Below are 13456 nucleotides of genomic sequence, written 5' to 3'. Positions count from 1 at the left end.
AGTATCGCCATGCGACTGTTACTCGCCATCGTCTATTGCTTCATGAACCTGGCCGGCTGCACGGACGCGCAGAACCGCAGCCTGGTGATGACCGCCAGCGACAACGGCCACGTGACGCTCGACAGCCGCACGGACGTGCGCATGGGGCGGGCGCGTTTCGCCTGCGCGGCCAGCGACTCCGGGCAGTGCCACTACACCGTCTTCGACGGTGCGAACGCGGTGCGTACGTTTGACCTCGCCGTGCGCGAGGAACGGCTGGTGGATCGTTTGCCGGGCGGATTTTCCGTGTGCGTCACGCCACAACCGGGCGAGGTGACGCCCGCCTGCAAACCCGCCTGATCGTCTTTCCCCGCCGCGGGAGTCTGATGAACCGGCCCCCGCGGCCGGACGTGGGTATCAGGGCGAGCTACCCGGCGCGGTGACCGGCGTGCTACGCGGCACCACGGTGAAGGTGATCTTCGACGGGTGCGTGGCATCGTGGTGCACGGCGTTGTGCGCGATGACCCCGCTGGCCTCGTCGTAGTTGTTGCCGCCCGTGTTGAGGTTGCGGTCGAATCGCGGGAAGTTGCTGCTGGAGATCGCCACGCGCAGCTTGTGGCCCGGGTAGAACAGGTTGCTGGTGTCGATCGGCTGGAAGGTCACCTTGTACACCTCGCCATCCTTCATCCATACCGGCGGCTTGTCATAGCCCTCGCGATAACGCATGCGCTGGATGTTCTCGGTGAGGTTGAAGGCCTTGCCGTCGGTGCCCACGTCCATCACCTTGAAGGTGAAGTCGGTGTCCTTCGCATCGGAGGAGACATACAGCGTGACGGTGATCGGGCCGCTGACTTCCGTGGCTTCCTTGAACGGCTCGGAGTCGTACACCAGGATGTCGTTGCGGGCCAGCTGCGGGTTCTGGTCGAACGAGCCGAACTTCACGGCCGTGCCCTGGCAGCAACCGCCACCGCCGAGCGTGGTCACGGGGTTCATCGGGTCGTAGACGAAGCGGTCCGGCTGGTCCGTGCCGCCGGCTGCGGCCACCAGTTTGCCATCGCCGTAGAGCGTGTTGGCCTTGCCGCCGCTGGTGAAGAAGAGGTCGCGCGGGGTCGCGTTGGCCGGCGGCCACGTGGCCGAGTCGTGCCACTTGTTCTCGCCCATCACGTAGTACATCACCTTGGGCTGCTTATCGACCACGGGGCTATCCACGCCCTTGAGGAACTTGTCGAACCAGCCGAACACCAGCGACTCGTAATCGAAGCGCGCATCGCCCACGTCGAGGTCGCCGATCATCGTGTGCTCGCTGGCGCGGGTGAACCCGCAGTGCAGCGCCGGCGCGATGATCGCGTACTGCTGGTCGGCGACCTCCTTCGACGCCGTGGCACGCACGCGGTTGTACGCGGCCAGGTTGGGCGACACGGACACGTCGAACCAGCTCATGAACCACAAGCCCGGCCGGTCGATCTTCATGTTCTCGTGCCACAGGCCACCCTTGTTCCAGGCCGGGCTGTTGGGCGTACGCGCGATCATGTTGCCGCCGGTCGGCACGTCCATGGCATCGGCGAAGATACCCTTGGGGCCGTCGACCGCCTTGAGGATGTCTTTTTCGGGCAGGTGCCAGAACGCCTTGTCCCAGTCCACCGGCGGCATCTGCGGGTCCAGGTCGAACGCCTTGGACGCGCGGATCAGGTCCGCCTGCGAGGTGTTGGCGGGAAACATCGGCCGTACCTGGTTCTGTTCGCCGTAGATCCATGCCTGGAACAGCATCTGCACCGCGCCGCCGCGGAACCAGTTGCCTTGCTCGTAGAACGGGCCGACCCGGCCGACGCCGGCGCCGAAGCCCTGCACGTTGAAGGTGGCCAGGCCCGGCTCGTTTTGCGCGACGACGGCCATCTGCCATTCCGCCGTGGACGAACATCCCGTGGTGCCCACCTTGCCGTTGGACCACGGCTGCGAGGTCATCCAGCGCACGGCGTCGACACCGTCGCTCACGGGTGCGCCGAGGATCTCGTAGTTGCCTTCGGAGAAGTAGTGGCCGCGCTCGTTCATGTCGACGTACGCGTAACCGTGCTTCACCGCCGTCAGCTGCCGGCTCATGTCGCTGGGCGCGCCGAGCTTCACGTCCCAGAAATTGAAGTTGTACGGGGTGCGCACGAAGATCGTCGGCACCTTGCCCGTGGCGTTCTTCGGTCGGTATACGTCGGCCGCCATGCGCTTGCCGTCGCGCATCGTCACCATCACCTTGCGATCCACCACGGCCACGGCCTCGAGCTGCCGCTCGATATCCTCGCGCTTGGCGATCGTCGCCTTCTGTTCCGGCGTCAGTGCCTGCTGCGCGGCGACGGGACCGGCCACGAGGGCAAGGCAGCAAGCCGCCAGCACAACCGACGAGCCGGTCACGAGGGGACGAAGGGCAGGGCGCGTGGTCAGCATCAGGCAACATCTTTTTTCAGGGACGGTTCATCGAGTCTGACAAAACGCGCCCCCCGCGACAATGCCGCCGATAACCGCACGCAACACGTTCGCGCACGTGCGTGCGCTCCTACCCCAAGCAACACGCCCACGTAGGAGCGCACGCACGTGCGCGAACCCTCAATGTTGCGATGGCGAAAGAGGCCGTCCCCACCCCCATGCCGGCGTTTCCGAGCGCAAAACGAAGGAAAGGTTTTGTACGAGGGATACGGCGACGGTGGATACCCCGAGGGATAGATACGTCGAGCGTTGGAAACCGCGAGGGTTAGATAAAGCGCGCCAGCACCTCGGTGACCAAACGATGGTCTTCCAGCGAGGGCAGGCCGGAGGCGGTGATCGCGCCGATGACACCCAGGCCGCGCAGGCGCAGCGGGAAACCGCCGCCGTCGTGGGCGTGGTCGGCGGCGGAAAGGCCGTAGCGTGCTTCCAGGGACTGGTTGGCCTTCGCCAGTTTCATGCCGACGGCCAGCGTGCTGGTGCCTAGGGCGAGCACGGTGTTGCGCTTGCGGCGTACCCATTGCCCGTTGGCGACGTCGGTGCCGGGCAGGGCGGCGTGGAACAGCGTGCGATCGCGCAGCGCGATCTCGATGGCCACCTTGCCGGAGCGGTGCAGCGCCGCTTCGCGCAGCGCGCAGCCGATGTCCCAGGCCTGCGCGAGGGTGAGCGTATCGAACTGCAGGCGCGCCTCTTCGGCGGCCAGTTCCTGGAGTGTCGGCTCGGTCACGTATCCCACCTCATGCATCAGCGTATGAGGTGGGATTCTAGCGTGGGGAAACTACGCCTGGCCGGCCGTCTTGCCCTTGCGGGCCTTGGCCGGCGCACGCGGCACCTCGGGCAGTGGCGCGCGGCGGGAGTGCGAATACACGTATGAAACGAAGGCGGCGGACGAACGGTCGGCCGGGGCTCCCTTGGGGAAGCGGTTGTCGGGTTTCAGAGGGGGCATGACATTCCAGAAGCGGCGTTGGGTCGACCAGGCGAAATCACGCGCGAGGGATGCCGCCCGGCGCGCCGGACGGTAACTGCACCATGCGCCTTCGATTGTTAGTTCGGTGTAAGGCGGCGCCCGGGACGATCTGCCGTATTCGCGCAATCGGGATTTTCGGCTGGGCTAGGCTAATCCCACCTCCACGGCCAGAGACTGCCATGCGCTCAGTTTTTCGTTTGCTTCCGCTGTGTTTTGCCACGGCGTTGTCGGTCGTCGCCGCACCGGTGTTCGCCCAGGGGTTCGCTTCCACCGGCCTGGGCCAGGCGTGGCCCAACGCGTCGGACGTGAGTGCCAGTTCGGCCTACCACGTCTTCGTTTTCGAGCGGCTGGGCACGCGCTATGTCCAGGTCAACGATCTGCACGGCAATGTGCGGGGCGCCTTCGCCTATGCAGGGAAGGACATCGTGGGCCTGCCGATCGGCCTGGATGCGGCCCGTGTGGCCACGCCCAGCGAACGGTCGGCAATGCGTCCCGCCGGTACGCGCACCATCGTGTATCGCGACGACACGATCACGATCACCGTCGTGACCAGCCCGGGCGGCATCGTGTATCTGCAGGCCGTGCCTTCCGACTGCAAGAATCCCGCGGAGTGCTCGAGCACCTTTCAGTAAACCGGAACCGGAACCTGGGCGGCGGGCGTCAGTCCGATACCGCCGTCCCACCGTGGGCCGGATCGTCGAGGGCGCGAGCGCGCGTGAGCCGCGCCATCTTGATCCGGGCAATGGGGATACCGATCAGCAAGGCGCCGGAGAGGACGAAGGCGAGGGCGATCTGCGCGTTGATCATCGGTGGGTCGAGCAGCGTCGTCGACGTGGTGGCCAGGACCACGCTGGCCACCAGGCCGGCCAGCGCACCGCCTTGCCAGCCGAAGCGCAGTGTGAGAGCCAGCACCGGTAGCGCAACGCTCAGGCGCAGCGCCATCAGCAGGCCGTCCTGTGTGTGACTTGCCAGCAGGCCGACCGCCAGCATGCCCGAGGCTGCCGCGACGATCAGTGCGGCCGTGCGCGGGCGGAGGCCACCGTGCAGCCATTTCAGGGACGCGGGCGCGTCGAAAGCCGTCTTCAGCGCCAGGATGGAGGGGGTGAGGGTCAGGGCGCCCAGGTAGGAGCCCAACAGGTAGGCGAAGAAGTAGGTGCGTGCATCCAGGTCGGGCCATGCACCGGGCGAGGCGGCCAGTGCCGCACGCAGCGCCAGATCGTTCAGGCCGGCGTTGAGCAGCGCGCACACCAGGGTGGTGGCCAGGATCAGGCCGATATTGAGCGAGCCGTCCGCGCGATGCAGGGCGAGCTTCCGGCGCACCAGCGCGACGACCGGCATGCATAGCGCGATCACCGGTATGCCCGTGACCAGCGCCCAGTTCAGGCCGAAGCGTGGCGCGAACAGCACGGCATGCTCGATGACCGGCAGCGTCTCGCCGAGCAGCAACGCTGGCCAGTAACGACGCGGCACCAGCATCAACGCGGACAGCCGAAGGCCGGACGACAGGTTCCAGTGGGAAAACGAGACATGTTGCGTCAGTTCGTAACAGGCGGCGTAGGCCGCGGCGATGGCCATCAGTGCGCCGATCGAGATCCGTTTCGGTTCCGCATCCTGCACGTTCGTCTCCTTACATGGTTCGCCAACGGCGTCGGCCTGCGGGCCAGCGCCCCCCGTCGGTCGCCCCTGCCGCGACCTGTGCAGGCGATTGTGCGTGTGAAATCCTGTACGAACACAACGGACGCCGTCAGTTTTCCAACGCTTGCCGTTTCCGCGCAGCGAACGGCCGCAAATGCCTGAGGTTCCAGGCGTGCGCCACCACAAGGGCGCTGGCGCCGCAGGCGACGCCCAGCGGATGCATCCAGCCGGCACCGACGCCCGCGACATACCACGAGCCGAACAACGCAAGGATGCCGGCCGCCGCCAGCAAGGCCGGGCCGACGCGTCGGTGGTACCAGGCGCCACGCGCCATCGCCAGCGCGCTGATGAGTGCGCCCGTGCCCACGAACCAGGGTTCCAGGCTGATCAACCGCAGTAACGCCATGGCGAGTGCCCGGTGCGGGGCATGGAAGGAATACAGCGCAAGATAAAGCGAAGGCACCGCGAACAGGAGCAGGGGCAGGGCCAGGCAATGGATGGCGCAGCCGATGGCCCAGAAAGAGGCAAAGCGATCGAATGAGCGGGAGGGCTGGCGCGGTACGAGGCAGGTCATGTAACTTATGTTATAACATAACAGATTGAGATGGCGTCATGAGCGAGCGGCAGTGGGATGGTGTATTGCGTTGCCGTGGGCTTCGATTCGCCTGGCCATCGTCGGATGCGGTGCTGATGCTGGACGACTTCGAGGTGGCGCGCGGCGAGCGGTTGTTCCTGTGCGGGCCCAGCGGAAGCGGCAAGAGCACGCTGCTCGGCCTGATCGCCGGTGTCCTCACGCCCAGCGCGGGCGAGGTCGAGGTGCTGGGCACACCGCTGTCGTCACTGGGCTCGTCGGCACGCGATCGTTTCCGGGCGGACCACCTCGGCTACATCTTCCAGCAGTTCAACCTGCTGCCGTTCCTGGACCCCATCGAAAACGTGCTGCTCGGCTGCGCGTGGTCGCGCACGCGCACGGCGAGGGCTGGCGCGGTGCGTTTCGAGGCGGCGCGCCTGCTGGGTGCGCTGGGGCTGGACCAGCGCGCGCTCTCGCGACGCAAGACGGGGGAACTGAGCGTCGGGCAGCAACAGCGCGTCGCGGCGGCGCGTGCGCTGATCGGCGGCCCTGAACTGGTGGTGGCCGACGAGCCGACCTCGGCGCTGGATACCCAGGCCCGCGACACGTTCCTGCAGCTGCTGCTGAGCGAGTGCACGCGGCACGGCACCGGCGTGGTGTTCGTCAGCCACGACATGGCGCTGGCCACGCACTTCGATCGCGCGCTTGTCCTCGGCGACGCACCCTCCCACCGGATGGTCGCCTGATGAACATCCTTCGCCTTACGCTGAAAAGCCTGCGCCAGCGTCGCGCCGGCGTAGCCCTCACGGTGCTCACCATCGCGCTGAGTGTCTTCCTGCTGCTGGGTGTGGAGCGCGTGCGCACCGATGCACGGCAGGGGTTCGCCAGCACCGTGTCCGGTACCGACTTGCTGGTGGGCGCGCGGTCGGGCCCGGTCAACCTCTTGCTGTACGCCGTGTTCCATGTCGGCGAGGCTACCAACAACATTACCTGGAAAACGTACCAGGACATCCGCGCCATGCCCGAGGTGGCCTGGACGGTGCCGCTGTCGCTGGGCGATTCGCACCGTGGCTACCGGGTGACCGGCACCACCACCGATTTCTTCGTGCACTACCGCTACGGCGCGCGCAAGCCACTGGTGTTCGCATCCGGCCATCCGTTCAACGACCTGTATGACGCGGTGATCGGCGCGGAAGTGGCCCGGCGCCTGCATTACGCGGTCGGCGACTCGATCGTGCTGGCGCACGGCCTGGGCGGACCCGCCACGGCCATGCACTCCGATAAGCCGTTCCGTATCGCCGGCGTGCTCGCACCGACCGGCACGCCGGTGGATGCGACCATCGCGGTCAGCCTGGAAGCCATCGAGGCGATCCACGTGGACTGGCGTTCCGGCGTACGCCTGCCCGGCATGGCCTCCAGCGCCGAGCAGGCACGCCACATGGACCTGACCCCGCGTGCGATCACCGCCTGCCTGGTGGGGCTGCACTCGCGGCTGTCCGCCTTCGCCGTGCAGCGTGCCTTGAACGAGTACCCCGACGAAGCCTTGCTGGCCGTGCTGCCCGGCGTGGCGCTGGGTGAACTGTGGCACCTGCTGGGCACGGCGGAAAACGCGCTGCGCCTGGTCAGCGCCATGGTGGTGCTGGTCGGCATGTGCGGCATGCTCACGGCCTTGCTCGGCATGCTCAACGAACGTCGCCGCGAGATGGCCGTGCTGCGTGCGGTGGGCGCCTCCACCCGCACCGTGTTCGCACTGCTGGTGGCCGAGAGCACGTTGCTGACCCTGGCCGGCATGCTGGCCGGCTGCCTGCTGCTGTTCGTCGCCACGGGGTTTGCGCACGACTACGTGCTGGCCAACGCCGGCCTGGTGCTCGACGCCACGCCCGCGCCGCAGGAGGGATGGTTGCTGCTGGGCGTGCTGGTACTCGGCTCCCTCTCCGGATGCATACCCGGATGGATCGCCTACCGCCGCTCGCTGGCCGATGGCCTGCAGGTGCGCCTGTGATCGCGCGTGCGTGCGGCCTGGCCGTCACCGTGCTGTTGCTGACGGCGGCCTGCTCGCGCGGTGCCGACGACGCCGCATCCGCACCCGCCGGTACCGCCACCTCGGCCCTGGCCCAGGCGCAGGCCGCCGCGGACCAGGGGCGTCGGGAACGCGCGAAAGCGGGCGCCGAAGGTGTCGCCGCCGCCAATGCCTACGCCGCCGCCCATGGCGTGGCGAAGGCAAGCGCGCCGCCCGGCGCTGGCCTGCTCGGTCCCGTCGACGAAAACGGCTTTGCCGACCTCGACTGGAGCAAGATGGTGCCGCCGGAGGATTTCAAGGCGCTGGAAGACGCGCCACCGGTGCTGCACGTCGGCAACCAGCGGATGAAGCAGGTGGGCACGCTGCATACCGTGGCGGCGCTGGAAGGCAAGAAAATCCGCCTGCCGGGCTACGTGGTGCCGCTGGAGTCGGACGACGACGGCAAGATGATCGAGTTCTTCTTCGTGCCGTTCTACGGCGCGTGCATCCACGTGCCGCCCCCGCCGCCGAACATGCTGGTGCACGTGCGCCTGAGCAAGGGTATCGATACGCCCAGTCTGTACGACCCGGTCACCCTCAAGGGGGTCATGCGCACGCAGGTGACGCAGAACGCCATGGCCTCGTCCGCGTACACGATGGAGGACGCCACCCTCGAGCCGTACCGCAACGATGACGACGAGCGCCTGCGACGCGCGTTCGAATGACGGCGCTTCGCCGCGGTCGCGTGTGGATGCTGGTGGCGGGCGTCATGGCCACGGCGCTGGCCTTACTGCTGTCCTGGCAGGCGGACGAGCGGGGGACGGGCGAGCGGACACCACCGGCCACGACGGTCGAACCGTCGTCCGCGAGCCCGGCACCGCCCGATCCGCCGATGCCTCCGCCCGCGATCATCGCCCGCGGCACGGGGACGGAACAGCTGGGACCCCTGCTGCAGGCGAACGCGGCGTTCGCCAACGACACGATCTTCCTCGTCGTCGCCTCGTTGCGCTCACGGTGCCAGCCTGCGCATGCGCACGAGCTGGCTGCCATGGCGGCCCAGGCGCGGTTGCCGATGCTCGCGGGCGTCACGGAAGCGATCGGCACGCAACCGACAGGGCGCACCTACCTGCTTGCGGCGGTGCGTGACGTGTCCGGTCGTGCGCCGTGCAGCGGGCCGTTCGACCTGACTATCGGCGACTTTACCCAGCGACTGGATACGGAGCGCTATGCCGCCGCGTTTCCGGACAGCTATTTCGACCCGACCATGGTCGTGATACCGCAGGAATTCACGAACCGTTCCCTGGCCGACCGCGCGCGCGACGAATGTGGCAAGGTGGCCTACGCCGTCCTGCCGCTGGATGCGCCCCGCGCGTGGCAATGCGCGGGCCTGCGCGCCCAGGGCCGCGAGCGCGTGCGTTCGCTGTGCGCGAAGGCCGGCGAGGCGGATGCCGCCGCCATGCAGATACGCGACGCGGTAGGCCGCATGCCCGCCACGTGCCAATAGTTCTCTAACCCACCAGGACCCGCCTTCTTGAAAGCCCTCCCGACGCTCCGTTATTCCCTGCTGGCCGTGGCCCTGTCGATCGCGCTTGCCGCTCCCGCCATCGCCGGCGATACACCGCCGGCCAAGGGTACTTACGCGGCGTTGCCGAGCGAAACACCGGCCTCGTTCAAGCCGGTGCATGACGCCTTCGACTACGATTCGCGCGACGTGATGATTCCCATGCGCGACGGCGTGAAGCTGCACACCGTGATCCTGGTGCCGCGGGGCGCCACGCATGCGGGCATCCTGTTCACGCGCACGCCCTACGACGCCACCGAGATGACCAGCGCGGTGGAGAGCGGCCACCTGGGCGTGGCCGTCAGCCACGACGACGACGCCAGCGATGTGCTCGTGCAGGACGGCTATATCCGCGTCGTGCAGGATATCCGCGGCAAGTACGGTTCCGAAGGCGATTACGTGATGAACCGCCCCCTGCGCGGTCCGCTCAATCCCACGCCGGTGGACGACTCCACCGATGCCTACGACACCATCGACTGGCTGGTGAAACACGTGCCGGAAAGCAACGGGCGTGTCGCCATCCTGGGTATCTCCTACGACGGGTTCGAGCCGTTGATGGCCCTGGTGCACCCGCATCCTGCGCTCAAGGCCGCGGTGCCGATGAACCCGATGGTGGACGGCTGGATGGGCGACGACTGGTTCCACCACGGCGCCTTCCGACAGCAGAACCTCGAATACATCTACGAGCAGACCGCCTCGCGCAAGAATGCACACAAGTGGTGGTCCAACTACGCGGACGATTACCAGTTCTTCCTGGAGGGCGTCTCCGCCGGGGCGATCGCGAAGCAGTACGGCATGGAGCAGCTCGGCTTCTGGAACAAGCTGGCGGCCCATCCTGCGTACGATACGTTCTGGTCCGGGCAGGCGGTGGACAAGGCGCTGGCCCGCGAGCCGGTCAGCGTGCCGACCATGCTGGTCGCCAGCCTGTGGGACCAGGAAGACATCTACGGTGCGTTCGCCGTGTACAAGGCGATGAAGCCGCACGACGACGCGCACAAGCTGTTCCTCGTCGCCGGTCCGTGGTTCCACGGGCAGGAGGTCGGCGACGGCTCGAGCCTGGGTGCCGTGCGTTTCGGTTCCGACACGGGTCTGTATTTCCGCCAGAAGATCCTGCGGCCGTTCCTTGCGCAGTACCTGAAGGACGGCCCGGCCATCACCGCCCCGGTCAACGCCTATGTCACCGGCGACAACCGCTGGGAAACCGGGCCGTCGTGGCCGATGGACGGCAAGGGCGCCGCGACACCCACCCGCCTGCGCCCCGGCGCGAACGGCTCGCTGGTGCTCGGCCGCAGTGCGAGTGAGCCCGCCGGCACGGCCCAGTACGTCTCCGATCCGGCGCACCCGGTGCCGTACCGTCCGCGGCCCGTCGGCACGATGTCCGGCACGGGCTGGCAGCACTGGCTGACCAGCGACCAGCGCAACGCGTCGTCGCGCCCCGATGTGCTGACCTTCACCACACCCGTGCTGACCGCGCCCGTGCGCATCAGCGGCCAGCCGAAGGTGCACCTGGTGGCCAGCACCACCGGCACGGACAGCGACTGGGTGGTGAAGCTGATCGACGTGTATCCCGACCAGGTAGCGGCGCAGCCGGAGATGGGTGGCTATCAGCTGGGCATCGCCATGGATATCTTCCGTGGCCGTTACCGCGAAGGGTTCACCGTCGGCAAGGCGATCACGCCGAATGTGCCACTGGCCTATGATTTCAGCCTGCCCAATGCCAACCACGCGTTCCTGCCCGGCCACCGCATCATGGTGCAGGTGCAGTCCAGCTGGTTCCCGTTGTACGACCGCAATCCGCAGACCTTCGTGCCGAACATCCTGTTCGCGCAGCCGACGGATTACCGCATGGCTACGCAGACCGTGTCGCTGGGCGGTGCGGACGGCACGTACATCGAACTACCTGTGGTGAGTAACTGATACGGGCTCACGGCTGGACTTCCCGGTCATCCCCACCTTCGGTTGATCGCGCGATGCGATGTCGGTGGAAGGGTGGGGCAGGCCGGGGATTATGCGAGTTATGCGGTTTGTGTAGGAGCGCGGGGTGCGTGACGGGGAGGAGGCGTCGAGTGGTCACCCTCTGCGCTCGGGCAGCGGCCGCAAGCGGCCGAACTCGCTCAGAGGATGACCACCCGACACCTCCCTGACGACTGAGGTGCGTTGCGGGGAGAGCAACGCCCCCGGCGTCGCACAACGCGGAGTCTCCAGGGTTAGCCCGCCTCAAGTCGCCGGCGGTTTACGCAACGAACCAAAAATCAGTGTTTCGCCGATGGGCGACTACCTCTGCGGTTGTCGACCATGGCTTGCCGGCATGTGCCGGGACAAGCGAGGCGAAAGACATGTCCGACAAGCTGATAGACGTCTACCTGGGTTTCATGGACGAAGAGGTCAATACGGTACTCAACGGGTTGCTCGACCGTGAGGTGAAGAAGGCCGACGCCACGACACGGCGGCCGGTGATCCTGGTCGAACGTGGTGAGGTCAGTCCCGCCGGTCCAATCCTCGAATGGCCGCTGAGCCGTTACGCCGCCCGCGTGCGCCATATCGCGTACGCGCACGCGGAGGCGCTGCAGGGTGAAGGCCCGACGGGTGAGGACGCCCGCGTGGAAAGCATGCTGGCGCGCGCCATGTCCGTCTTCCTGGAGCGTGACGACGTGGGAGATGCGCAGCTGAGGGCGAGCAACATCGACGTGTTGCGCCGGATCGACGTGCATGCGCTGGCGACCATGACCAGCCCGGCGAAGCTGAAGGTTCCGCTCGCCGGGCGAGGGCCGTGCCTGTCCGTCGTGCGCTTCGACGTGGGTGAGGAGAAGAACAACCAGCCGCCCATCGTCGTCGTCCGCTCGCCGGAAATGGGCCTGCAGCCGAACCTGATGTCGCCGTACATCGAATTCATCTTCATGATGATCGGCACCCTTTCCAGCCAGCTGGCGCGTATCGCCGATCCGGGTGCGAAAAATGACTGGCCGGTGAGGATCAGCTGCTTCGGCGCCCAGGGCGGTGCCACCGCCGCGAACAACCCCGGCTCGCTGTCGCCGTTGTGTGCCAGTCTCTACGTCGGCTACGACTACGCCACCGGCATGCGGGTTCCCTCTGTTGCCTTGTGCAGCCAGGGCGGGATCTATCGCTTCGGCTTGCCCGGACTGGTCGAAGGCGCGTCCCTCAACGACTACTTCATTGCGGAATGCGAAAACCTGAAGGTCAGCGCGGTCGAGGTGGATCGGGCGTACACCCGCAAGGAGGAAGCCGGTATCGCCGTGGGGCAGACCCTTAAATCGGTGATCGCGACCCTGGTGACCAACTACGCCGTCGGCAGCGCGGTCAAACCGGAAGTCAGCGGCACCTCGCCGTGGTTCATCTCGCTGGCGCAGAAACAGGCGTTCGCCAAAGTCGGTGTTACCGGCTGCAACATGGAGGACTACTGGGTGCTGAAGTCCATGCGGGAGTGCAAGCTCAAAGGCGCGATCAGGGACCCGCGGTCGTCGTCGCTGTATCCCACGCTGGCGCAGGGCTTCCTGACCCGGGTCAATGCCGACCCGCTGAAGATCGAGCCCGAGGTGGATCTCGCTTTCCAGGGCGACGTGAAACGCAAGCTGCTGACGCGAGAGGGCTACGTCAGCCTGTTGCTGTGGGGCTTGCTCGGCCTGCCGCTGGACGGCGATGGCGACAACGGCATGCCGTCGGTCGCCCGCTGGTCGTTTTCCGGTGATGTGGTGTTCGCCGACGGCACCGCAGGGGCCAGCAGGTTCAGTCGCCACCTCTACGGCATGCGGCTCAACGGCGGCCGGGACGTGGTCGTGCCCGATCCGTTCTTCGTCGAGATCGCAACCGACCTGCTCAACGAATGCAGCACGGTGGTGGCACGACCGGGCAATGTCTTCCTGGCCGCGCCATCCGCTCCCGTTCCGTCGGCGGATGCGCTGGCTGCCTTGGAGAAGGCGGCGGGCGATGCGTTGGCTGCCTGGAAAACGTACAGGCAGACGCCGACGGCCGAGGTCAAGAGAGCCCTGGCGACCGTCGTCGACGTGCTCGCCACGCGCTGCGGTTTCGCCATCGGCGGTACGGGCATGAAGGTATGGCTGCGGCCTAACAAATGGGAGGGCGTGGCGCAGACCGCGATCCAGGACATGCCGCAAGGCACGGCGTTCGCGCATGCCGCCGTGGATCGCGCGTTCTACAAGGCGTCCAACGTGATCGCCCTGCGCGACCGCACGGCACGCGTGCTGCGCGACTGATCGCGCGCACTAGGGGAGGGCGCCCGGGAGAGCCCGGGCGCCC

Annotated in this window: 13 protein-coding genes; 8 read left to right on the top strand and 5 right to left on the bottom strand. The window is 67.1% G+C overall.

The genetic code is table 11. From position 1 onward, the window contains the following. Nucleotides 1–9 precede the first annotated feature (9 nt). Nucleotides 10–339 (top strand): hypothetical protein, encoded by a 330-nt coding sequence (locus QRN34_RS04800; RefSeq protein ID WP_285402483.1) that lies wholly within the window; start codon nucleotides 10–12, stop codon nucleotides 337–339. A gap of 57 nt (nucleotides 340–396) precedes the next feature. On the opposite strand, the gene QRN34_RS04795 is transcribed toward QRN34_RS04800, so the two are convergent. The 3 genes from QRN34_RS04795 to QRN34_RS04785 form a co-directional block, all read right to left on the bottom strand. Continuing rightward, nucleotides 397–2412 carry a CocE/NonD family hydrolase gene (locus tag QRN34_RS04795; protein WP_285402482.1) on the bottom strand — a complete coding sequence of 672 codons (2016 nt, stop codon included), beginning with the start codon at nucleotides 2410–2412 and terminating at the stop codon, nucleotides 397–399. Nucleotides 2413–2716: 304 nt separating this feature from the next. Further along, nucleotides 2717–3175 carry a heme-degrading domain-containing protein gene (locus QRN34_RS04790; protein WP_285402481.1) on the bottom strand — a complete coding sequence of 153 codons (459 nt, stop codon included), beginning with the start codon at nucleotides 3173–3175 and terminating at the stop codon, nucleotides 2717–2719. A 51-nt stretch (nucleotides 3176–3226) separates the two neighbouring features. Next, complete coding sequence (locus tag QRN34_RS04785; RefSeq protein WP_285402479.1) at nucleotides 3227–3394, bottom strand: hypothetical protein; 168 nt, start codon at nucleotides 3392–3394, stop codon at nucleotides 3227–3229. A 200-nt stretch (nucleotides 3395–3594) separates the two neighbouring features. Between QRN34_RS04785 and QRN34_RS04780 the strand changes: the two genes are divergently transcribed. Continuing rightward, on the top strand, nucleotides 3595–4047 hold the full coding sequence (locus QRN34_RS04780; RefSeq protein ID WP_285402478.1) for a hypothetical protein: 453 nt from the start codon (nucleotides 3595–3597) through the stop codon (nucleotides 4045–4047). Nucleotides 4048–4075: 28 nt separating this feature from the next. Here the strand turns inward: QRN34_RS04780 and QRN34_RS04775 are convergent, their stop codons facing one another. Further along, nucleotides 4076–5032 carry an MASE1 domain-containing protein gene (locus tag QRN34_RS04775; protein WP_285402477.1) on the bottom strand — a complete coding sequence of 319 codons (957 nt, stop codon included), beginning with the start codon at nucleotides 5030–5032 and terminating at the stop codon, nucleotides 4076–4078. A 127-nt stretch (nucleotides 5033–5159) separates the two neighbouring features. Continuing rightward, the gene (locus tag QRN34_RS04770) at nucleotides 5160–5624 is read right to left on the bottom strand and encodes a MerC domain-containing protein (RefSeq protein ID WP_285402475.1); all 465 of its coding nucleotides are present in this window, start codon (nucleotides 5622–5624) and stop codon (nucleotides 5160–5162) included. 116 nt (nucleotides 5625–5740) lie between these two features. Here QRN34_RS04770 and QRN34_RS04765 point away from each other — a divergent pair, with 116 nt between their 5' ends. The 6 genes from QRN34_RS04765 to QRN34_RS04740 all read left to right on the top strand — a co-directional run bounded on the left by QRN34_RS04765 (nucleotide 5741) and on the right by QRN34_RS04740 (nucleotide 13413). Further along, a complete protein-coding gene (locus tag QRN34_RS04765; RefSeq protein WP_285402573.1) occupies nucleotides 5741–6367 on the top strand; it encodes an ABC transporter ATP-binding protein in 627 nt (208 codons plus the stop codon). Continuing rightward, nucleotides 6367–7623, top strand: coding sequence for an ABC transporter permease (locus QRN34_RS04760; protein ID WP_285402473.1), 1257 nt, complete (start codon nucleotides 6367–6369; stop codon nucleotides 7621–7623). Before QRN34_RS04765 ends, QRN34_RS04760 begins: the two co-directional genes overlap by 1 nt. Continuing rightward, complete coding sequence (locus QRN34_RS04755; protein WP_285402471.1) at nucleotides 7620–8345, top strand: DUF3299 domain-containing protein; 726 nt, start codon at nucleotides 7620–7622, stop codon at nucleotides 8343–8345. Before QRN34_RS04760 ends, QRN34_RS04755 begins: the two co-directional genes overlap by 4 nt. Next, complete coding sequence (locus tag QRN34_RS04750; protein WP_285402469.1) at nucleotides 8342–9124, top strand: hypothetical protein; 783 nt, start codon at nucleotides 8342–8344, stop codon at nucleotides 9122–9124. Before QRN34_RS04755 ends, QRN34_RS04750 begins: the two co-directional genes overlap by 4 nt. Nucleotides 9125–9151: 27 nt before the next feature. After that, nucleotides 9152–11098, top strand: coding sequence for a CocE/NonD family hydrolase (locus QRN34_RS04745; RefSeq protein ID WP_285402467.1), 1947 nt, complete (start codon nucleotides 9152–9154; stop codon nucleotides 11096–11098). Between the two features lie 419 nt (nucleotides 11099–11517). Beyond that, nucleotides 11518–13413: a hypothetical protein gene (locus QRN34_RS04740; protein WP_285402465.1), complete on the top strand. Its 1896-nt coding sequence runs from the start codon at nucleotides 11518–11520 to the stop codon at nucleotides 13411–13413. The last annotated feature ends 43 nt before the right edge of the window (nucleotides 13414–13456 follow it).

The organism is Luteibacter sp. ME-Dv--P-043b (genome assembly GCF_030209605.1).
Taxonomy (GTDB): Bacteria; Pseudomonadota; Gammaproteobacteria; order Xanthomonadales; family Rhodanobacteraceae; genus Luteibacter.
Note: the sequence above shows the minus strand (reverse complement) of the source record. Positions and strands in the feature narration are given on the sequence as shown.